At 26.0% G+C, this 22,871-nt stretch carries 21 protein-coding genes; 3 read left to right on the top strand and 18 right to left on the bottom strand.

Annotated features, from left to right (window positions below):
- Positions 1-52: 52 nt before the first annotated feature.
- A complete protein-coding gene (locus D9V61_RS00855) occupies positions 53-1,000 on the top strand; it encodes a ribose-phosphate pyrophosphokinase (protein WP_158339366.1) in 948 nt (315 codons plus the stop codon).
- Between the two features lie 86 nt (positions 1,001-1,086).
- Here D9V61_RS00855 and D9V61_RS00850 read toward each other — a convergent pair whose 3' ends face one another.
- The 17 genes from D9V61_RS00850 to ndhC form a co-directional block, all read right to left on the bottom strand.
- Positions 1,087-1,272 carry a CvpA family protein gene (locus tag D9V61_RS00850; RefSeq protein ID WP_410049992.1) on the bottom strand — a complete coding sequence of 62 codons (186 nt, stop codon included), beginning with the start codon at positions 1,270-1,272 and terminating at the stop codon, positions 1,087-1,089.
- Between the two features lie 29 nt (positions 1,273-1,301).
- Positions 1,302-1,541, bottom strand: coding sequence for a hypothetical protein (locus D9V61_RS00845; protein ID WP_158339365.1), 240 nt, complete (start codon positions 1,539-1,541; stop codon positions 1,302-1,304).
- 40 nt (positions 1,542-1,581) lie between these two features.
- Positions 1,582-2,817, bottom strand: a complete 1,236-nt coding sequence (gene folC / locus D9V61_RS00840; RefSeq protein ID WP_158339364.1) for a bifunctional tetrahydrofolate synthase/dihydrofolate synthase — start codon at positions 2,815-2,817, stop codon at positions 1,582-1,584.
- A gap of 346 nt (positions 2,818-3,163) precedes the next feature.
- Complete coding sequence (locus D9V61_RS00835; protein ID WP_187308780.1) at positions 3,164-3,505, bottom strand: TerC family protein; 342 nt, start codon at positions 3,503-3,505, stop codon at positions 3,164-3,166.
- 487 nt (positions 3,506-3,992) lie between these two features.
- Positions 3,993-5,453 (bottom strand): NADH-quinone oxidoreductase subunit N, encoded by a 1,461-nt coding sequence (locus tag D9V61_RS00830; RefSeq protein ID WP_158339362.1) that lies wholly within the window; start codon positions 5,451-5,453, stop codon positions 3,993-3,995.
- 6 nt (positions 5,454-5,459) lie between these two features.
- Positions 5,460-6,977: an NADH-quinone oxidoreductase subunit M gene (locus D9V61_RS00825; protein ID WP_158339361.1), complete on the bottom strand. Its 1,518-nt coding sequence runs from the start codon at positions 6,975-6,977 to the stop codon at positions 5,460-5,462.
- 92 nt (positions 6,978-7,069) lie between these two features.
- On the bottom strand, positions 7,070-8,905 hold the full coding sequence (gene nuoL / locus D9V61_RS00820) for an NADH-quinone oxidoreductase subunit L (protein WP_158339360.1): 1,836 nt from the start codon (positions 8,903-8,905) through the stop codon (positions 7,070-7,072).
- The gene (gene nuoK / locus D9V61_RS00815) at positions 8,902-9,204 is read right to left on the bottom strand and encodes an NADH-quinone oxidoreductase subunit NuoK (protein WP_158339359.1); all 303 of its coding nucleotides are present in this window, start codon (positions 9,202-9,204) and stop codon (positions 8,902-8,904) included. Before nuoK ends, nuoL begins: the two co-directional genes overlap by 4 nt.
- 47 nt (positions 9,205-9,251) lie before the next feature.
- Entirely contained in the window at positions 9,252-9,749 is a 498-nt protein-coding gene (gene nuoJ / locus D9V61_RS00810; RefSeq protein WP_158339358.1) for an NADH-quinone oxidoreductase subunit J, read from the bottom strand.
- 10 nt (positions 9,750-9,759) lie between these two features.
- Entirely contained in the window at positions 9,760-10,302 is a 543-nt protein-coding gene (gene nuoI, locus D9V61_RS00805; protein ID WP_158339357.1) for an NADH-quinone oxidoreductase subunit NuoI, read from the bottom strand.
- Positions 10,303-10,326: 24 nt separating this feature from the next.
- The gene (nuoH, locus tag D9V61_RS00800; RefSeq protein ID WP_158339356.1) at positions 10,327-11,295 is read right to left on the bottom strand and encodes an NADH-quinone oxidoreductase subunit NuoH; all 969 of its coding nucleotides are present in this window, start codon (positions 11,293-11,295) and stop codon (positions 10,327-10,329) included.
- Entirely contained in the window at positions 11,292-14,027 is a 2,736-nt protein-coding gene (gene nuoG / locus D9V61_RS00795) for an NADH-quinone oxidoreductase subunit NuoG (RefSeq protein WP_158339355.1), read from the bottom strand. Before nuoG ends, nuoH begins: the two co-directional genes overlap by 4 nt.
- 67 nt (positions 14,028-14,094) lie before the next feature.
- Entirely contained in the window at positions 14,095-15,441 is a 1,347-nt protein-coding gene (gene nuoF, locus D9V61_RS00790; protein WP_158339354.1) for an NADH-quinone oxidoreductase subunit NuoF, read from the bottom strand.
- Positions 15,438-15,926 carry an NADH-quinone oxidoreductase subunit NuoE gene (gene nuoE, locus D9V61_RS00785; RefSeq protein WP_158339353.1) on the bottom strand — a complete coding sequence of 163 codons (489 nt, stop codon included), beginning with the start codon at positions 15,924-15,926 and terminating at the stop codon, positions 15,438-15,440. The genes nuoF and nuoE overlap by 4 nt, the downstream gene beginning before the upstream one ends.
- 22 nt (positions 15,927-15,948) lie before the next feature.
- Positions 15,949-17,748 (bottom strand): NADH-quinone oxidoreductase subunit C/D, encoded by a 1,800-nt coding sequence (gene nuoC / locus D9V61_RS00780; protein ID WP_158339352.1) that lies wholly within the window; start codon positions 17,746-17,748, stop codon positions 15,949-15,951.
- 97 nt (positions 17,749-17,845) lie between these two features.
- On the bottom strand, positions 17,846-18,520 hold the full coding sequence (locus D9V61_RS00775; RefSeq protein ID WP_158339351.1) for a NuoB/complex I 20 kDa subunit family protein: 675 nt from the start codon (positions 18,518-18,520) through the stop codon (positions 17,846-17,848).
- A 42-nt stretch (positions 18,521-18,562) separates the two neighbouring features.
- The gene (ndhC, locus tag D9V61_RS00770; protein WP_158339350.1) at positions 18,563-18,964 is read right to left on the bottom strand and encodes an NADH-quinone oxidoreductase subunit A; all 402 of its coding nucleotides are present in this window, start codon (positions 18,962-18,964) and stop codon (positions 18,563-18,565) included.
- Positions 18,965-19,312: 348 nt separating this feature from the next.
- On the opposite strand from ndhC, the gene dnaK reads away from it, so the two are divergent.
- Positions 19,313-21,226, top strand: a complete 1,914-nt coding sequence (gene dnaK, locus D9V61_RS00765) for a molecular chaperone DnaK (RefSeq protein ID WP_158339349.1) — start codon at positions 19,313-19,315, stop codon at positions 21,224-21,226.
- A 111-nt stretch (positions 21,227-21,337) separates the two neighbouring features.
- Positions 21,338-22,474: a molecular chaperone DnaJ gene (gene dnaJ / locus D9V61_RS00760; protein WP_158339348.1), complete on the top strand. Its 1,137-nt coding sequence runs from the start codon at positions 21,338-21,340 to the stop codon at positions 22,472-22,474.
- Between the two features lie 49 nt (positions 22,475-22,523).
- On the opposite strand, the gene rpsT is transcribed toward dnaJ, so the two are convergent.
- The gene (rpsT, locus tag D9V61_RS00755; RefSeq protein ID WP_158339347.1) at positions 22,524-22,793 is read right to left on the bottom strand and encodes a 30S ribosomal protein S20; all 270 of its coding nucleotides are present in this window, start codon (positions 22,791-22,793) and stop codon (positions 22,524-22,526) included.
- Positions 22,794-22,871: the final 78 nt, after the last annotated feature.

Here is a 22,871-nt window from a genome sequence, read left to right as displayed (position 1 = left end):
AACATATTATAATTAAATATATAAAAAATTACTAATTAAAAAAAGGTTCTTTATGCCTGATATGAAACTTTTTTCTGGAAATTCTATTCCTAAACTAGCAAAATTTATTGCAAATAGATTGTATATTAATTTAGGCAAGGCTTCTGTCGGTCGATTTAGTGATGGTGAAATAAGTGTTCAAATAAATGAAAATGTAAGAGGTGGAGATGTTTTTATTATTCAATCAACTTGTTCACCGACTAATGATAATATAATGGAATTAGTTGTAATGGTAGATGCTTTAAGAAGAGCTTCTGCTGGTAGAATTACTGCAGTAATACCATATTTCGGATATGCTCGTCAAGACCGTAGAGTAAGATCAGCACGAGTGCCTATAACAGCAAAAGTTGTAGCTGATTTTCTATCTAGTATTGGAGTAGATCGTGTATTAACAGTAGATCTGCATGCAGAACAAATACAAGGGTTTTTTGATGTACCTGTTGATAATGTTTTTGGTAGTTTAATTCTTTTAGAAGATATGCTTCAAAGAGAACTAAAAAATCCAATTGTTGTTTCTCCTGATATTGGTGGAGTAGTAAGAGCTAGAGCAATCGCTAAGCTACTTTATGATACTGATATGGCTATTATTGATAAAAGAAGACCGCGTGCTAATGTATCTCAAATTATGCATATTATTGGTGATGTAGCCAATCGTGATTGTATTTTAGTAGATGACATGATAGATACAGGAGGTACTCTTTGTAAAGCTGCAGAAGCTCTTAAAGAAAGAGGAGCTAAGAGAGTTTTTGCATATGCAACACATCCTATTTTTTCTGGCGATGCATCAATAAACTTAAAAAATTCTGTTATTGATGAAGTTGTCGTATGTGATACTATTCCACTATCAGAAAGAATTGAATTACTTCCAAATGTACGCACACTAACGTTAGCAGGTATGCTAGCAGAAGCAATAAGACGAATTAGTAACGAAGAATCTATCTCAGCTATGTTTGAACATTAAATTTTTTATTAAAATATATGCAATTCTAAGCACACTATAATTTTTTATACTAATGCAAATAATGTGCTTAGTTTTTTTAATAAATTTTAAAATGATAAAAAATACTTAATAAATTTTAAAAAAATAGAAATTAAAATAGAATTATTTAAATAATAGTTATAACTATTCTTATTCATATAATTAAAAACAAAAAGAAGTAAAAATACTAATAACAAACCACGAAATATTCCAAAAAATCCTCCTAAAATAATATCATAATAAGAAATATGAATTTTTTTAATAATTTTTTTTATAAAAAAATTTAAAATATATTTTGTAATAAAAAAAAAACAATCATAACTAATATTAAAATTTTATTTTTTAAAAAAACATTTTGAATTGCATTTATAAAAAAAGAACTAAAATACTCATATTTATTAAAAAAATAAAAATTAAAGAACCAAAAAAAAGAAGAAAATATTTCTTGATAAAAACCACGTAATAAACCAAAAAAAACTGAAATAATAATAGTTAAAATAATAATATAATCTAATAAAAACATGGATTTTCCAAAATTATATTTTTTATATATTATGTTACATTTATAATTTTAAAGAAAGAAACTCTGAAACAGTTAAAAAAGAACCAAAAACTATAATAGCATCCTGTTTTTTTACTGATAAATATGCTGCTTGATAAGCTTCATAAATACTGTTTAATACACATGTATTATTCATAGTAAAAATATTTTTCAATTGATTTTTAGTGGCAGTCCGAATTGTTTTTAAAGGTGCAGCAAACCAATAAGAAATTTTATTTTTTAACGGATTGATAATACCTAAAATATCTTTATCGTTTAATATACCTACTACTGCATATATTTTTCCTTTTATATCAATTTCATCTATCTTTTTAGATAAATATAAAGCAGCATCAGAATTATGAGCTACATCAATAATAATATGAGGAAAGGTAGATAGTACTTGAAATCTACCTGATAATTGCACATTAGAAAGAGATTCTCTTATAATTTTTTCGTTAACTTTAAAATCTGAATAATATAGAGCAGCTAATGCAGTAGCTGCATTTGATAATGGTATCTGAGTTATAGGTAAATTATATAATTGAATATTTGAATGAATAAAATTCCAATAATTACTTTTTTTTTCCCATGACCAATCTTTATTAATTTTTTTTAATATTGTTTTTTTTTCTTTCGCTATTTGATACATGGACTCAGGAATATCTATCTCTCCAATTACAGAAATTTTATTCTTTCTAAAAATACCAGATTTTTCACGTGCAATACTTGCACGATCTGTTCCTAATAAAGCAGTATGATCTATACCTATATTGGTTATGATAGATATATTAGAATCTATAATATTAGTAGCATCTAATCTACCTCCTAATCCTACTTCTAGTATAAGAACATCTAATGAATACTTTTTAAATAAAATTAATGCAGAAAGTGTGATAAATTCAAAATAAGTTAATAGCATACCATTTCTTACTGATTCTATATTCTGAAAAGAAGAAATATACTCTGATTCATTAATAAAAAATCCATTAATGCGTACTCTTTCTACAAAATTTATAAGATGAGGTGAAGTATATAATCCTACTTGATAACCTGAATTTAATAGTAATCTCTCTAACATTGCACAAGTTGTGCCTTTACCATTAGTTCCGCCAACAGTAAAAATAAAAGCTTTTGAATTTAATAAATTCAATTTTTCTGCAAAATTTTTTAATTCAGTAAGATTATATATGATTTTTTTATCTGATTTCTCTAAATATTTAAGCCACATAGATAAAGGATAATTTTTATTAAGCATATCACTCTTATTAGTTTTTATAATATGTAATGTTCAAAATTTCTAATATAAAATAATTGAAATATTCTATAAATTTTAAAAATTTAATATTGATTTTTTTTATTTTCTAATAATTTTTTATTTTTTTTAAATTTTTCTAAAAAATATCAATGTTTATATCTTTTCATAAATACATTAATATTTTTTATAAAACAAAATACTATTAATAATATGAGTCATTATTAAAATGACTAATATTATTAAAAAAGTAATAAATATTGGAATAATAAAAAACTTTCAAACATCATTTGAACTCCAATAAACATTAAAATAACTGATAAACCATATTTAATTATGATATTTTTTTCTAACATAATAGGCAAAAAAAATACATTGATCTTAATGCTAATACAGAAAAAATATTAGAAGAAAGTACAATAAAAAAATTATCAGTTATAGAAAAAATAGCAGGAATACTATCTACTGTAAATACAATATCACTTAACTCTATTGTAATTAAAGATAAAAACAAAGGAGTAGTAAAAAATTTATTATTTATAATAGAAAACTTTTCACTATTAATATTTTTACTAATTCTAAAAATATTAGAAATCCAAGGTATGCTGATATTTTTTCTTTTAAATTTATTTTTTTTAAAAAAAATAAATTTTAAATTTGTTAATAGAAAGAGAAAACCAAATAAACACAACAACCAATGCCATGTAGGAAAAAAATCTTACCATAAAAAATTATTATAGAACGTAATATTAAAGCTCCCCATATACCATAAGATAATATTTTTTTTTGAAATTTTACCGGTATTATAAAAAATTGAAAAATAAGAATCTATATAAAAAAATTGTCTATTGAAAGTAACATTTCTAATAAATATTCAGTAAAAAACAATATAACTTTTGAATTAGAAATTTTACAATCTTCATTTTTAAAAACTATAAACCAAAAAATTAAAAAAAAATAATAAAGATAAAAAAACCAATGAAAATTATAAATAAAATAATATTTTAAATATTTTTTTTATTTTTTTCTTATAACAATAATTATCTATTATAAATATTGTTAATACTAAGAAAAAAATACTCCAAAGTAATGGCATATAAAAAAAATTATTCACTAAAAATACCTTTTTATTAGTAAAAAATTTTTCTAATATAATAAATATATTTTAAAAAATAATATTATATTGTTAATTTAACCAAGTTAATCAATGAATTTGGATGTATACCTAATATTAAAATTATTATTCCTGAAATACATATTACTATTCCAGAAGGAGAATGACACCAATCCTTAGATACATTTAAATCTCTTTTACATGATGTGGCCGGATTTAAATATAAATTTAAAATTATTCTTAAATAACAATAAAGACCTAATATAGTTCCAATTATAAAAGAAAAACCTATTATCAATAAATGTTCTTTTATAATAATTGATAATATATAAAATTTTGCAATAAAACCTAGAGTTATTGGAATACCTGCGAAAGAAAGTAGAACTAAAGTGAATATACTAGATAACAGTGGTTGTGACCAAAATAATCCTTGATATGAAGATATCAAATCACAATTATTTTTTTTATTTGAATTTGAAATTAAATTGATAATACCAAAACAAGCTATATTACTAAATAAATAATTACATAAATATATTGCACTAGCTTCTAAAGAAAATAAATAATTTTTCTTTGATATAAATAATATTATTAAAAGATACCCTAATTGAGATATTGACGTATATCCAAAAAATCTTTTAATATTTTGTTGCAAAAGCGCCATTAAATTACCCACTAATATAGAACAAATAGTGATTAATAATAATATAAAATATAATGTTTTATTATCTAAATTAGAAATATTTGAAAAAAAGTGCAATAATACACTAAAAATAGCAATTTTACTAGTAGTTGAAAAAAAAGATAATACCGATGTAGGCGATCCTTGATAAATATCAGGAGTCCATAAATGAAATGGTATAATTGATAATTTAAAAAATAAAGCAAAAAAAATCATACTGGTTCCAAATAGAACTACTAATTTTTCATTTTTAGATATACTTTCAAATACTTGATGCATAGATAAAAAATCAAGACTTCCAGAAATAGAATAAATCCATGCAATTCCAAGCAATAAAAAACAAGATGAAACACCAGATAAAATTATATATTTAAATGAAGCTTCTAAAGAGTATTTTTGATAACTAGAATAAGCAATTAAACCAAAAATTGGTAAAGATATCAGCTCAATATTAATAAAAAGTGACGCCATATGATTCGATATAATTAATGACATGGCTCCTAAGCTTGAAATTATTATTAATAAATAAAATTCTTCTTTATTGAATGGATATTTTAATAACCATGAATATGCGAAAATACATGCACAAAAACTAGAAATTATAACCATTCCAATATATAAAATAGAATAACTATCAATATGAAATAAACAAGTCACATCTATAGGAACGATTGCAATTAAAAAATATAGTGAACAAAATGCAGATATAAAACCTAATATGCTAAATACAGCAATAAAAAAATGATTTCGATTATAAGAAATAGATAACATAACTGTTACTGCAGTGAACATTGTAATCAAAACAGGCAGCAGCGCTGTTAATTGTTGTAAATTTATTGTCATTACTAATTACAACCTTATCTTTAGAATAGAATTATTAAATTCTTTTTGAATATTGTGTATAGGATTATATGAAATATCTATAATTTTCTGTGGATTTAAACCTAAAAACACTAACATAAAAATCAATGCTATTATTATGCATAATTCTTGTTTTTTTACAAAAAATATAGAAAAATTTTTTTTATATGGACCATAAAAAATATTTTGAATAATATTTAAAGAATAAATAGAAGAAAAAACAATACCCATTGTTGCTAATATAGATGCAAATGGTAAAACTTGAAAAAGACCAGATAAAATTAAAAACTCACCAATAAAATTTCCTGTTCCAGGAATTCCTAAATTTGCAAGAGAAAAAAATAAAGAAAAACCTGGAATCCAATAAATACGAGACCACAGGCCCCCCATTTCATTCATATTTTGAGTTTTAAAACGTTTGTAAAGTTGACCTGATAAAATACACAAAGCAGCAGTAGTTAAACTATTTGATAATATTTGAACAACTACCCCTTGAAGTGCTATTTCATTATTACTATAAATACCAATTAAAATCAAACCCATATGAGAAATCGAAGAATACGCAATTAATCTTTTAATATTTTTTTGAGAAAAAGCAAGCCAAGATCCATAAAATATACTTAATAGACCTAAAAAAATTGCAATTAAAGAAAACTTTTCTGTTGAATAAGGGAATAAAACTAAATTGTATCTTAAAAGTGCATAAGGAGCAGTTTTTAATAAAACACCAATAATTTCTACTGCACCACAAGAAATTGATTGAGAATGTACATCTGGCAACCATCCATGGAATGGTACAATAGGCATTTTTATAGCAAATGCTAAGAAAAAACCTATCATAACTATATATTCTATATATCTATTAATTGGTTTATCAAGTAATAAATTATAATTAAAAGTTAATATATTAGTACTTTCATAATAACTAAAAACTAATAATAAAATAGATGATAATAATATTAATCCAGAAGTCTGTCCATATAGAAAAAACTTATTAGCAGCAAGAAAATTTTTATTTTTTTCATCTTTATCACTCCATAATACAATTAAAAAATACATTGGGAGTAACATAATTTCCCAAAAACAAAAAAATAAAAAAAGATCAAAAGAAATAAAAATACCAATTATTCCAGTAAAAACAAGCATAAAATTAAAATAAAAAAATCCTTCATTTTTTTTAATTTCATTCCATGAACAAAAAACTGCTATTATTGATAATAAAGAAGAAAAAATAAGCATAACAATCGAAAAACCATCAATGGCAATATTAAATTCAATACCGAATCTTGATATCCAAGGCACAATTAATTGGCAATCCCAATTAGGAGAATACTTAGTTTGAAAAAAATGAGCTTTTTCTTGAAAAAAAATTTGAATTAAAAATAAAAATGTTAAAATTATTCCTAATAATGCAATCCAACGAGGAAGATTTTTATGCAATCTATAAGAAAAAAAAGAAAAAAAACTACTAAAAAATGGGATTATAATTAACAAAGAAAGTAACATTCACGTATATTCCTATTATTCACTATGAATATTTAATTAATATAATTATTTTTATAAAAACATAAATTTATTAATAAAAAAACTATTTTAAATTAAAGTAATAAAATTAATAAAAAAATAAAATTTATACCTAATATCATAGAAGCTACATACCATCTTACATAACCATTACTAGTTTTTAATAAATAAAAATTAAATATCTGAATAATTTTTAAAAAATAATTAATAATTCTATTAAATGGATCAGAAGATAAATTTTTAGATATATACAAATAAAAATTTATAAAAGATATATTATAGAACCAATCAAAACCCCATCCTTTTAAAAAAAAGCAATATATATACCTTGTTAATTTAAATTTAAAAAATTTATTAAGAAAATATAAATTTTTAATCCAAAAATAATAAGCTAAATATATTCCGGAAATAGATAATATACTGCATATTATTTCAAGTACAAACTTATCATCTGTCAATAAATAAGAAAAAGGAAATACATGTAGTAATGGTGGCGATATATACGAACCAAATATAGTAGAAAAAAATAAAAGAATAAATAACGGAATATCATGTCCTAAATTTTTAGATGAAGTAACTTTATTAATATTTTTTCCATGAAAAACAACAAAAATCATTCTAAATGTATAAAGAGCTGTTAAAAAGGAACAAAATAATGCAATTAAAAAAAAATGAATATAACCACTTTTTAAAACACTAAATAAAATGTTACCTTTACTATAAAATCCAGCTGTAAGTAAAGGAAAAGAAACTAAAGATGCACCTCCTACTAAAAAATTAATATATAAAAAAGGTAGATTTTTACGTAAACCACCCATTTTAAATATATTTTTTTCATGTTTACAGGATAAAATTAATGAACCAGCAGATAAAAATAATAATGCTTTAAAAATTGCATGTATAATTAAATGTGTAATTGCTGCACTCCATGCTTTAACTCCTAAAGCTAAAAACATATACCCTATTTGACTCATTGTAGAATAGGCTAAAATACGTTTTATATCTTTTTGAACTAAGGCAGAAAAACTGGAAATTAATATTGTTAACGTGCCAATAAGTCCCACTAAATATAATATATCAGGAGTTAATAAAAATAAAAAATGTGTTCTTGCTATTAAATAAACACCAGCTGTTACCATAGTAGCCGCATGTATTAAAGCTGAAACAGGACTTGGACCAACCATTGCATCAGATAACCAAGTTTGTAAAGGTAACTGTGCTGATTTTCCAATTACACCTAGTAATAAAAAAAATGTGATACAATTTATATTGTAAATATTTTCTATATTTAAAAAAGTTGATAACAATTTAACTTGTTGAAAACTAAAAGTATTATATTCTTTATATATTAAGAATATTGCAATTATTAAAAAAACATCAGAAATTCGAGTTAAAATAAAAGCTTTAAAAGCACAACGATTATTATTCAATTCAGTATAATAAAAACCGATTAGTAAATAAGAACATACACTAACTCCTTCCCATCCTAAATACATAAATAAAAAATTATCAGCAAGAACTAAAACTGACATGCTTGCTATAAATAAATTAGTATATGCAAAAAAACGTGAATAACCTTCTTGATATCTCATATACCAAGAAGAAAAAATATGTATTAATAATCCAACACCTGTAATTACAAATAACATGCTTAAAGACAAACCATCTAAAAGAAAACCAAAATCAATATTAAATCCATCAAAAGACAACCATTTCCACAATTTCTGAGTAAAAATTTGATCATTATTTTTAATAATTCTAATACCATAAAAAAAAGTTGTAATAAATGATATAAATATAGATAATATACCTATATTTGTTGTATTTTTCCTAGAAATAACACCTTGTGTAGAAGATAAAAATAAAAATCCGATTAATGGAAATAAAGTTATGAAAAAAATAATATTCATCCATTCATCTCACTTAAAATATCAATATTTAATGTTTTTCTACGTCTATAAAGTTGAAGTAACAATGATAAGGCTATACTAGCTTCTGATGCAGCTAAAGTAATAGCAAATATATACATTATTTGACCATCTGCTTGATGCCAGTAACTACCAACTACTATTAACGCTAATCCAGCAGCATTCATCATTATTTCTAAACTAATTAATATAAATAATATATTACGTCGAACAATTAAAGATGTTAAACCTAAAATAAATAATATTAATGATAGAAATAATCCGTGAAATAAAGAAATCATGAATTATTACCCTTAATAAATATCAATTAATCAAAAAAATTTTATTTTTATTTATATATTTTTTCTTTTCCAATATGAAAAACAACAACTAATGCAGATAATAAAAGAACAGAAGATAATTCAACTAAAAGTATATAAGGACCAAATAAATTTATACCTACTATTTTTGCATCAACTAATAATCCATCTATTTTTTTTTCTTTTAAAAAAAATATTGCATAAGTCATAGATATAAGTAATATTAGTGATAAAATACTAGGTCCAATCCAAAAATTAATTTTTAAATAACGTATTTCTTGTAAATCATATTTATCACTGATATTAAGCATCATAATAACAAAAACAAATAATACTATAATAGCTCCAGCATACACAATAACTTCTAAAGCACCGGCAAAAAAAGCTCCTAATGAAAAAAACACACCAGATATTGATAAAAGAGAAATTATTAAATATAATAGTGAATAGACTGCATTTTTTTGAATAATTACAAAAAAAGTAGAAATAACTGCTATAAATGCACATATATAAAAAACAAATTCCATAAAAATCTCCTTATGGCAATAAATCTTTTACATCCACAGGCTCAGATTCGATATCTAAATCACCTATTTTTTTTCCTTCTATAGACACACCAGAAAAATTATAAAAATCATAATCTGGATATTTACCTGGACCCGAAACTAATAAATCTTTTTTTTCATATACTAAATCTTTTCTTTTAAAATCAGATAATTCAAAATCAGGGATTAATTGTATAGCAGCTGTAGGACAAGCTTCTTCACATAAACCACAAAATATACAACGAGAAAAATTAATTCTAAAAAATTCTGGATACCATCGACCATCAATTGTTTCAGATTTTTGTAAAGAAATACAATCGACAGGACAAACTGCAGCACATAAATTACAAGCAACACAACGTTCTTGTCTATCTATATTACGAGTTAATATAATTCGACCTCGGTAACGAGGAGAAAGGTATACTTTTTCTTCTGGATATAATTTAGTTTCAGATTTAGAAAAAATATTTGCACCAATCATTAAAATACTTCTTATTTGTGTAAAAAATCCAATAATAATATTTTTAAAAATCATAAATAAAAAAATCTCTTATAAAATTTATAATAAAATAAAAAAAGCAGTGACAAATAAATTTAATAATGTTAACGGCAAACAAATTTTCCATCCAAATAATAAAACTTGATCATATCGTGGTCTTGGCAAAGATGCTCGGATTAAAATAAAAATAAAAATAAAAAAAATAGTTTTTAAAATAAACCAAATAAAACCTGGAATCCAAGGGCCAAGCCAACCACCAAAAAAAATTGTTACTATTAATGACGAAATTGTAATAATAGAAATATATTCACCGATAAAAAACAAACCAAATTTCATACCTGAATATTCAATATGATAACCATCAGCTAATTCTTGTTCAGATTCAGGCTGATCAAAAGGATGTCTATGACACACAGCCAAACCTGCTATGAAAAAAGTTAAAAAACCAAAAAACTGAGGGAAAAAATTCCATATATATTTTTGACTATTTATAATGTCTGATATATTAAAAGATCCTGATTGAGCTACTACACCCATTAATGATAAACCTAAAAAAACCTCATAACTTAACGTTTGAACACATGCTCGCATAGCTCCTAATAGTGCATATTTATTATTACTAGACCAACCAGCAAACAATACTGAATAAACAGATAAACTAGCCATCATTAGAAAAAATAAAATTCCTATATTTAAATCAATGATAAAAAAATGAGAAGTAAAAGGAATAATAGGAATAACGCATAATAAAGAAGTAAAAGCTATTACTGGTGATAAAACAAAAATAAATTTTCTACTAAAAGGAGGGACCCAATCTTCTTTAAACAAAATTTTAATCATATCAGCACATAATTGTAAACTTCCCATCCAACCAACTCGATTAGGACCATGTCTATTTTGAAAAAAAGCTAATAATCTTCGTTCAATTATACTTAACATAGCACTAGAAAATACTGTTAAAAATAAAACAAAAATAACTTTTAAAAAACAAAAAATTATTTTAATAATATTTGTATCTAGCCAAATCATTTAATAAATTCCTGTAAAAATTTAATTTTTTTACCAATAAGGGCAGTAGGAAAACCTTTTCTTCCAATAGGTAAACCTATCTGTTTTTCACTTAAATGTTTAGATAATTGTATTGCTAAACGATAATCTTTATTTAAACAATTAAACTCCACTATAGAATCTTTTTTTAGACCTAATGCAATGCTATCTGATAAACTAATTAAAGCATATTCTAAAGGAATATTTTCTTGTATAATAGAAGAGTACTGGGTTAATTCTTCGTTTCCAAAAAGATGATAATAAGGAATTATATTCCAATATTTTTCTTCTATTAAATCTTTGAAAATTACATTTGAATACATATCTACTTTGATTTCATTTGTTTTAAAAATATGTATTCCTGAATTACCTGATATTAAATTTTTACCTATTTCTATTTGAAATTTATTCCATGCTTGAGGTGAATTCCATCCAGGAAACCAAGCAAAGGGAATATGAGAAATAGATGCGTTAGGTTGATTATATCCTTCCATAGAAAATGCAAACATACTATTAGTATCTTCAGGTTGACAAGGTTCATGAATATCAATATCAGCACGTAGGGATGTTCTTCCACTAGAACGAATAGGAGATCGAGCAATTTTTTGACCGTTAATTCGAAAAGTAGAACTTAATTCTCTTATTTTTAATTTTTTTAAAACTGAATATTTTTTAGAATAAGAATTTATTACATCATCTAAGTTAAACCAACACACTTGTGTGTTATTAACTTTTGATTGAATACAATGTAACCATTTCCAACTATCAAAAAGACAATTATTCTGATTATAAAAATTAGGATCATAAACTTGAAAAAAACGCTGTGCTCTTCCTTCAAAATTAACTAATGTTCCAGAACTTTCAGTAAAACTTGTTGAAGGTAGAGATAATCCAGATTTTTTATAAGTCTCTGTATACTGATGATCTATAGTAATTATATTTTTTTTATTTTTTAAAAAACAATCACAATCATCTTGAGATATAAAACGATATAAATCATATTCCATGAAAATTACAGCATCTGCTTTTTTTTGTTTAAATGCATCTAAAACAGATTCTATAGACATACCTCCAAGCAACTCTGCACCTAAAGAATTACAAGATGCTGTTAAAAAAGTAATACCAACATGATGATTAATAGTATGAATTTTAATAGCTTTAGCTATATTGATAGATGCTTGTATAATAGAACTATTAAAAGAATGAGAACCTGAAATAATCAATGTTTTTTTAGATGAAATTAATCGATTAGCAATTAATGATACTTTTTCTTTTAACATAGAATTTAAATTCAATACTTGTGGTAAACTTTTATCTAATTCACAAGCAATAGCAGATGCTAGTTCTACTTGTTTATCAATAGGGGCAAAATAACACCATTCAGAAATATCATCTAATTTATTTTCATGTGTATGCATAATATATAAAGAATTTTTAAATCTTTCTGAAATATGCATATTAGAAGAAACGTTCCATTTTGGTATTCCATATGAATTTGTTATATCTTTCACCCTATTTTTAACTGCTTGACGAACAGCTAGAGCAACACGAGAAGATGTTTGTGTTAGATCTTCTCCAAGAACTAAAATTACATCATAACTTTCAATTTCTTTTAACGATGGAATATATATATAATTATTTTTTAAACATTCTAAAATTAACTTAATACACTTCTGTTCTTTTTCAGGCATTCCATTAGAAAAATTTTCTTTTCCCACTAGTTCTTGTAATGCAAAATTATTTTCTATACTTGATCTAGCAGAACCAACTCCAATTACACGGTTATACTTTTTTAAAAAATCGACTCCGATTTTTATTGCTTGATTAAAATTTAATGTAGTTAAATCGTTATTATCATTAATATATGTAGGATTTTTAGGACGCTTATTTAAATTATTATGTAAATATCCAAATCGACCAAGATCACAAAGTAAATAATGATTTATATTTTCATGATATCGGTTTTCTATACGACGTATTTCACCATAACGTTCTCCAATACTAATATTGCATCCAATACTACAATTTTGACATATTCCTGGAGCATATTGCATGTCCCATTTACGATTATATTTTATAGAATGAATTTTATCAGTAAACACTCCAGTAGGACATAATTCTATTAAATTACCTGAATATTCACTTTCTAAGGTACCATCTTCTATACGACCAAAATAAATATTATTATTAGAACCATAAACACCAAAATCCACACCATCTGCATAATCATTATAGTATCGAACACAACGGTAACACGCAATACATCGATTCATTTCATGTTTAATAAAAGATCCTAAATATTGATTTTTATGTGTTCTTTTTTGAAATCTATAATCACGTATACTATGTTTTGTCATAGCAGTCATATCTTGTAAATGACAATGACCACCTTCTTCACATACTGGACAATCATGAGGATGATTTGTTAATAAAAGTTCAATAATAGTACTTCTAAAAACCTCTGATTCAGTACTTTTAATAGAAATTATGGCCCCATCAGTTACAGGAGTCATACAAGACATAATTAATCGACCCTTACGATCTTCAAAATTATTATACTGTGTAACTGCACATTGACGACAAGCTCCTAAACTTCCTAATAAAGGATGCCAACAAAAATAGGGGATATCAATCCCTACTGATAAACAAGCTTGTAATAAATTTTCTGATTCATTAACATTGTAAGTTTTACCATCTATATAAATTTTAGCCATAAGAGAGTGATTCCAAAAACTTTTATTTTAGATATATTTATTTAAAAAATATTTTCTACAAAAAAATTTAATGTGTAAACTTAATATTATTAGATTGAATTCCAATAATTTTTTTATTTAAATTCATTTTTTTTATACTAATCCCAGATTCGAATTCAGATCGAAAATATTTAATAGCACTTTGTAATGGTTCTATCGCTCCTGGTGCATGAGCACAAAATGTTTTTCCTGGACCTAAATGTAAACATAATTTTTCTAAACGTTGTACATCATTCTTTTGCCCTTTATTTTGTTCTAAACTTTTTAATATTTTTACAATCCACGGTAATCCATCTCGACATGGAGTACATAAACCACATGATTCTCGGGCAAAAAATTTTTCTATATTATATACAAGAGAAACCATGTTCGTTTTATTATCAACAGCCATAGAAAGAGCAGTTCCTAAACGACTACCAGCTTGACTAATATTCTTAAAATCCATTGGTAAATCTAAATGTTCTTCAGTTAAAAAATCTGTACCTGCACCACCTGGTTGCCAAGCTTTTAAAAAAAAACCAGACTTCATTCCACAAGCATAGTCTTCCAAAATTTCACGAGCAGTAATACCAAAAGGCAATTCCCAAACACCAGGATTATTTACTTTTCCTGAAAACCCCATTAGTTTAGTACCTGTATCAGAACTTTTAGATAAATTTTTATACCAATCTGTACCATTTAATATAATAGATGGAATATTAGATAATGTTTCCACATTATTTACACAAGTAGGTTTTCCCCATAAACCAAATAATGCTGGAAATGGTGGCTTAGATCTAGGATTAGCTCTACGACCTTCTAAAGAATTGATCAAAGCTGTTTCTTCGCCACAAATATATCGTCCAGCCCCAGTATGTAAAACTAATTCAAAATTAAAGTTGCTACCTAAAATATTTAATCCAATATAGCCAAGATTTATTGCTTCCTGTATAGATTTTTTTAAAATATATTCTGCGTGAACATATTCTCCTCTTAAAAAAATATAAGCGCGAGAAACATTTAATGCATATGCTGATAATATGATTCCTTCAATTAATTGATGAGGAATTTTTTCCATTAATAGTCTATCTTTATATGTACCAGGTTCCATTTCATCGGCGTTACATACTAAGTAAGAACGTTCTATTTTTTTAGATCTATTTTGAGACATTAAACTCCATTTTAAACCAGTAGAAAATCCTGCTCCTCCTCTTCCTTTTAAACCAGATTCTTTTACTATATTAACAATATCTTCTGGAAGCATATTTTTTAATGCTTTTTTTAAAGCTGCATAACCATTTTTATCGCAATACTCTTTAATCCAAATAGTTTTTTGATCATCTCTTAAACGCCAGGTCAAGGGATGCGTTTCTGCAATACGTAGAAATTTATTCATTTATATGATTCCAGTAAATGTGGTATAGATTCTGGAGTTAAACAAGAATGTGTATCTTCATTAATCATAATTGTTGGACTTTTATCACAATTTCCTAGACAACAAACTGGCAATAAAGTAAACCTATTATCTTTAGTAGTTTGTCCTATTTTTATTTTTAAATAATATTCTAAAGCTATTTTAATCTTTTCATAACCAGTTAAAAAACAAACTACACTATCACAATAACGAACAATATTACGACCAACAGGTTTACGAAAAATTTGACTATAAAAAGTAGCAACTCCTTCAACATCACTTGGATTGATCTGAAGTATTTCAGCAATTGCATAAATAGCTTGATCAGAAATCCAACCTCGTTTTTTTTGAACAATTTTTAATGCTTCTATTGAAACAGAACGAAAATTTTCATAATATTTTTTTTGGTTTTCTATTTCATTGATTTCTTCATTAGTTAATGAAAATTTTATAGAAATTTCTCGAATTTGACTTTTTTTTTATTCATAATTATCTATCCACGTCAGACATGACAAAATCTATACTACCTAAGTATACAATTAAATCTGATATTAAACTTCCACGAATTACTGAAGGTATTTGTTGTAAATGTGGAAAACTAGGTGTACGTATTCTTGTACGATAACTCATCGTACCACCATCACTAATTAAGTAGTAACTATTAATTCCTTTTGTTGCTTCAATCATTTGAAAACTTTCATTTTGTGGAATTACTGGACCCCAAGACATTTGTAAAAAATGAGTAATCATTGTTTCAATGTTTTGTAAAACACTTTCTTTAGAAGGAGGTGTAGTTAATGCATCTTCAGACTTAAAAGGACCTTTTGGCATATTATATAAACATTGTTTTAAAATAATAAGACTTTGATAAATTTCTTCTACTTTAATCATTACTCTTGAATAACAATCACTTATACCTGATCCTATTGGTATTTCAAAAGTATAATTTTGATATCCAGAATACGGCCTCCATTTTCTTACATCAAAATTTAATCCTGTAGCACGTAAACCTGCTCCAGTAACACCCCATTGCAATGCTTCTTTTTTATTATATTCAGCAATTCCTTTCGACCGATTGATTAAAATACTATTTTTTAAAGCAGTTGTTACATAATATTTTAATCGCTTAGGCAACCAATCAAGAAATTCTTTTAATAAAACATTCCACCCTTTCGGAAGATCATTAGCCACTCCACCAATACGAAACCAAGCAGGATGCATACGAGCACCTGTAATTGCTTCAACTAAATCATATATTTTTTGACGATCAGTAAAAGCAAAAAAAACGGGAGTCATACAACCTACATCTTGGATAAAAGTAGAAATATATAACAAATGACTATTTATTCGAAACAATTCTGACATCATTACTCTAATAACTTCTGCTTTTTCTGGAACAGAAATATTGGCTAGTTTTTCTACAGCTAAAACATAAGGAAGTTCATTTACGCAACCACCAAGATATTCAATTCGATCAGTATATGGAATATAACTATGCCATGACTGACGTTCTGCCATTTTTTCAGCTCCGCGATGATGATATCCAATATCTGGAACACAATCCACAATATTTTCACCATCTAGTTGCAAAATAATTCTAAAAGCACCATGAGCAGAAGGGTGGTTAGGTCCTAGATTTAAAAACATAAATTCTACATTCTCATTTTTTCGTTTCATTCCCCATAACTCAGGTTCGAACCTTAGCCCTTCCATTTCAAAGTCTTCTTTCTGTTCATTTAAGAAAAAAGGTTCATACTCAGTTGCTCTTGCAGAATAATTTTTTCTTAATGGATGCCCTTTCCATGTACTAGGCATAATAATACGAGTCAAATTAGGATGTTTCTCAAAAATAATACCAAACATATCCCAAGTTTCACGTTCATACCAATTAGCATTAGGAAATAAACTAGTAAAAGTTGGTAAAATTAAATCATCTTCTAATAATGGTACTTTAATCATAATATCAGAATTACGTTCAATAGATATTAAATGATAAAAAACTGAAAAATCAGCTTTAGGTAAATTTTGACGATGAAATCTAATACGTTCATCTACACCATGTAAATCATAAAGCATGATATAAGGTTGAGATAAGTTACATAAAAATCTTCCAACTTCTATTAATATTTTTTTATTTATCCAAATTACAGGAAAACCAGTTAAAGTAATTTGATGAAAAAAAAATTCTTTACCGAAAACGTCAAATAAATTTTTAATTACTGAATCAATTGATTGCTCTTCAGGTTTTTTCTTCAAAAATAAATCTTCTTTTGAATTTAAATCTATCATAAATCTCTCACTACACTTAGTTTGAAAATATAATAATATTATTATCTAAAAAAAAATGAGTAATATTAAAGAAATTTATATTTTTTAATTAGTATAATTAAATTTTTTCTGGGGTTCGAAGATTAATAATGTTAATAGTTTTACTTCTTTTTTTAACTTTTTCAGATGGCATTTTTTTATGATACACACCTTGTTCTCCAATTATCCAAGACAATGGTCTTCTTTCTTCATTAATTAATTTTTGCAATAATATTAAAGCTTGCATATATGCTTCAGGACGAGGTGGACAACCAGGAATATAAATATCAACCGGTAAAAATTTATCTACTCCTTGAACAACAGAATAAATATCATACATACCTCCAGAATTAGCACATGCACCCATAGAAATAACCCATTTTGGTTCTAACATCTGATCATATAATCGTTGAATAACAGGAGCCATTTTTATAAATGGGGTACCTGCAATTACCATAACATCAGCTTGTCTAGGAGATGCACGCAAAACTTCAGATCCAAAACGTGCAATATCATGAACAGAAGTAAAAGAAGATACCATCTCTACATAACAACAAGATAATCCAAAATTATAAGGCCACAAAGAATTTTTTCGTCCCCAATTAACTAATTTATGCAATAATTCAGCAATTTTACCCATAAAAATATTTTTTTTTAAATATTCTTTAATTGGATCTGAAACTAATTCAATATTTTGTTTTGGATATTTTTTATTATTTTTATCAGTATCTGCTTTGGTTAAAGTATAGTTCATTTTATATCTCTTTAAAGTAAATATATAATGTATTTAAGATAGTTAAATATTATTATGTTGTGAATTTTGAGATACCCAATTTAATGCTTTGATACGAATTAAATAAAATAACCCTAATAAAAGAGATGTTGCAAATATACAAGCTTCACTAAATCCAATCCATCCAGATTCTTTTATACTAATAGACCAAGCATATAAGTAAAGTGCTTCAACATCAAAAATAACAAAAAATATAGCAATTAAATAAAATTTTACAGAAAAATAAAGATGAGTATTTGACGAAGACACTATACCTGATTCAAAAGGAGTATTTTTATATCTAGATGAAGATCTACCACCTAAGATCCAGCTTAAAAAAAGCATAAAACAACATAATCCTAAAGAAAAAATTATAAAAATAAAAAAAGATGCACATTCAATAATCGTTTCTGTGTTTATCAACATATATTTCTCCTAAAAATTTACAAATATTTAAATCATACGATATAAATTGTTTTATATATCCTTAAGATATTAAAAATAAAAATTACTACTATAATATTAAACATATTAACGAATATGTTATCTTAAATAAATAAAAAAACTTATAATTCTAGTTATAGTCCACTAAAACTTTATTTTTTTTATGCTCAACCCTTGATGAGCGAAAAAGCGACCCCATGTAATAATCATTCTACATTGTAGATATAAAGAACAATATTAAAGTCATGTAACTAATTAAAAGCCAAAAAAATGGCTGCATAAATGTTGCAAACCCAATTTATCAAGATGTTGAATAGGAGAAAAACGTTAATGGGTAAAATTATTGGTATTGACTTGGGAACAACCAACTCTTGTGTTGCCATTATGGATGGCAATAAACCACGTGTTCTAGAAAATTCAGAAGGTGATCGTACTACACCTTCAATTATTGCATATACTCAAGAAGGAGAAGTTTTAGTAGGACAACCTGCTAAACGTCAAGCTATAACTAATCCAAAAAATACACTTTTTGCTATTAAACGTTTAATTGGTAGAAAATTTAAAGATGATGAAGTACAACGTGATATAAAAATAATGCCTTACAGAATTATAAACTCTGATAATGGTGATGCATGGATTGATATAAAAAAACAAAAGATGGCACCTCCACAAATTTCTGCAGAAGTATTAAAAAAAATGAAAAAAACTGCAGAAGATTATTTAGGAGAAACAATAAAAGAAGCTGTTATTACAGTTCCTGCATATTTTAATGATGCTCAACGTCAAGCTACTAAAGATGCTGGAAGAATTGCAGGACTAGAAGTAAAACGAATTATCAATGAACCAACAGCTGCAGCACTCGCTTATGGTTTAGATAAAGGACAAGGAAATAGAACAATAGCTGTTTATGATTTAGGTGGTGGAACTTTTGATATCTCTATTATTGAAATTGACGATGTTGATAAAGAAAAAACATTTGAAGTTCTTGCTACTAATGGAGACACACATCTTGGAGGCGAAGATTTTGATAGTAGATTAATAAACTATTTAGTAACTGAATTTAAAAAAGAACAAGGAATAGATTTAAGAAATGATCCATTATCTATGCAACGATTAAAAGAATCTGCAGAAAAAGCAAAAATAGAATTATCATCTGCGCAACAAACAGATGTAAATCTTCCTTATATTACAGCAGATGCTAATGGACCTAAACATTTAAATATAAAAGTCACTCGAGCAAAATTAGAATCTTTAGTAGAAGATTTAATAATACGTTCTATTGAACCACTGAAAGTTGCATTAAAAGATGCAGGATTATCAGTATCAGATATAAATGATGTAATATTAGTTGGTGGTCAAACTAGAATGCCTATGGTACAAGCTAAAGTGGCAGATTTTTTTGGCAAAGAACCTAGGAAAGATGTAAATCCAGATGAAGCTGTAGCAGTCGGAGCAGCAGTACAGGGAGGAGTTCTTTCTGGTGATGTTAAAGATGTTTTACTACTTGACGTAACTCCTTTATCACTAGGAATTGAAACTATGGGTGGAATAATGACTCCACTTATAAATAAAAATACTACTATTCCTACTAAACATAGTCAAATATTTTCAACCGCAGAAGATAATCAATCAGCAGTAACCATACATGTACTACAAGGCGAACGCAAAAGAGCATTAGATAATAAATCATTAGGACAATTCAATTTAGATGGAATCGATCCAGCACCTAGAGGAACAGCACAAATTGAAGTAACATTTGATATTGATTCCGATGGAATATTACATGTGTCTGCAAAAGATAAAAAAACAGGAAAAGAACAAAAAATTACTATTAAAGCATCTTCTGGACTAAATGAAGAAGAAATTAAAAAAATGGTAAATGATGCAGAAGCTAATTCTGAAGCAGATCAAAAATTTGAAGAACTGATTCAAACAAGAAACCAAGGTGACCAATTAATTCATAGTATAAAAAAACAATTGAATGAAAATAAAGATTTAATTGAAGAAAAAGATAAAAAAGAGATTCAATTAGCTGTAGACGAATTAGAAAAAACATTAAAGGGAGAAAATAAATCTGATATTGAAAAGAATATACAAAACCTTTTAAAAATATCCTCTAAGCTAACAGAAATCAATCAAAAAAAATCAGAAGAAAGTAAAAAAGATGAAAATGTATCATCTAATAAAAAAGATGAAAATGTTGTAGATGCAGAATTTGAAGAAATTAAAGATCCTAATAAATAATCAGTTTTAATAAAATATTGAAAAGTAATTATTACAGACTTTAAACTAGCACGGGCGTAGAGGCTTATCTACGCCCGTGTAATTGTTTTAAATTAGGAAGAGCAAGTAAGAATGACAAAAAAAGACTATTATCAAGTTTTAGGGATTTCTAAATCAGCTGAAGAACGCGAAATTAAAAAAGCGTATAAACGATTAGCAATGAAATATCATCCTGATCGGAATCAAGGAGATAAAACAGCTGAGGGAAAATTTAAAGAAATAAAAGAAGCTTATGAAATTTTAGTTAATGACGAAAAAAGAAGCGCATATGATCAATATGGACATGCAGCTTTTGAAAATGGTCAGTCTAATAATACATATAGTAGTACCTTTACTAGTTCTACAGATTTTGGAGATATTTTTGGAGATGTTTTTGGAGATATTTTTGGAGGAAATAGAACTCAAAGAGCTAAAAAAGGAGCTGATTTATGCTATAATATAGAAATATTGTTAGAAGAAGCAGTAAAAGGAACAAAAAAAGAAATTCGCATTCCAACCCTTAAAAAATGTCAAAAATGTTATGGAAGTGGTACAAAAACTGGGACTAAACCTCGTGCATGTTCTACATGCCACAGTAAAGGACAAATACATATAAGAAAAGGTTTTTTTACTGTACAGCAATCATGTCCTACTTGCCATGGTAAAGGGTCAGTAATTACTGATCCCTGTAATTTATGTCGTGGACAAGGACGAATTAAAGCATATAAAACACTATCAGTAAAAATTCCACCAGGTGTAGATACTAATGATCGAATCCGTTTAAACAATGAAGGAGAAGCTGGTTCCAATGGTGCAGAATCAGGAGATCTTTATGTACAAATCACAGTTAAAAAACATCCTATTTTTGAGCGAGAAGAAAATAATTTATACTGTGAAGTACCAATAAATTTTACAATGGCTGCATTAGGTGGAGAAATAGAAGTTCCTACGCTAGATGGTAGAGTTAAGCTAAAAATACCATATGAAACACAGTCAGGAAGACTCTTTCGTATTCGTGGTAGAGGTGTAAAATCAGTACAAAATAGAAATCAAGGCGATTTATTATGTCGTGTTGTTGTTGAAACACCTGTAAATCTTAATGAACAACAGAAAAATCTTTTACATGAATTAGGAAATAGTTTTAATGGTTTTCGAGGTGAAAAAAATAGTCCTCGTTCAAAAAGATTTTTTGATGGAGTCAAAAGATTTTTTGATGACTTAACAAGATAAAATTTTATAAAGTATTGCTTCTAAATTAGAGGCAATACTATTAAAAATATTATATTTTACATATTTTTCTAATTTTTAATGAAAAATTAGATTTATAGCGTGCAGCTTTATTTTTATGTATTAAACCTTTATTCACATGACTATCAATAATAGATTGCATTTTTTGAAATGCATCTTCTGCTTTCTTTTGATTACCTGACATAATAGCTACCCGTACTTTTTTTATAAAAGTACGAATCATTGAACGTCGACTAGAATTTTTTTTACGACGTTGTTCAGATGTTACTGCGTCTTTTTTAGCAGCTTTTATATTAGCCAATTTCTTTACCTCTAAAATTTTAAAAAATTGAACATTTATCGAAAAACAATATTAATTAATATTCTAAAAATATATTAT

It is taken from the genome of Buchnera aphidicola (Acyrthosiphon lactucae) (genome assembly GCF_005083565.1).
GTDB classification, from domain to species: domain Bacteria; phylum Pseudomonadota; class Gammaproteobacteria; order Enterobacterales; family Enterobacteriaceae; genus Buchnera; species Buchnera aphidicola_AH.
The sequence above is the reverse complement of the archived record's forward strand: the minus strand, read 5'-3'. Positions and strand labels throughout refer to the sequence as shown.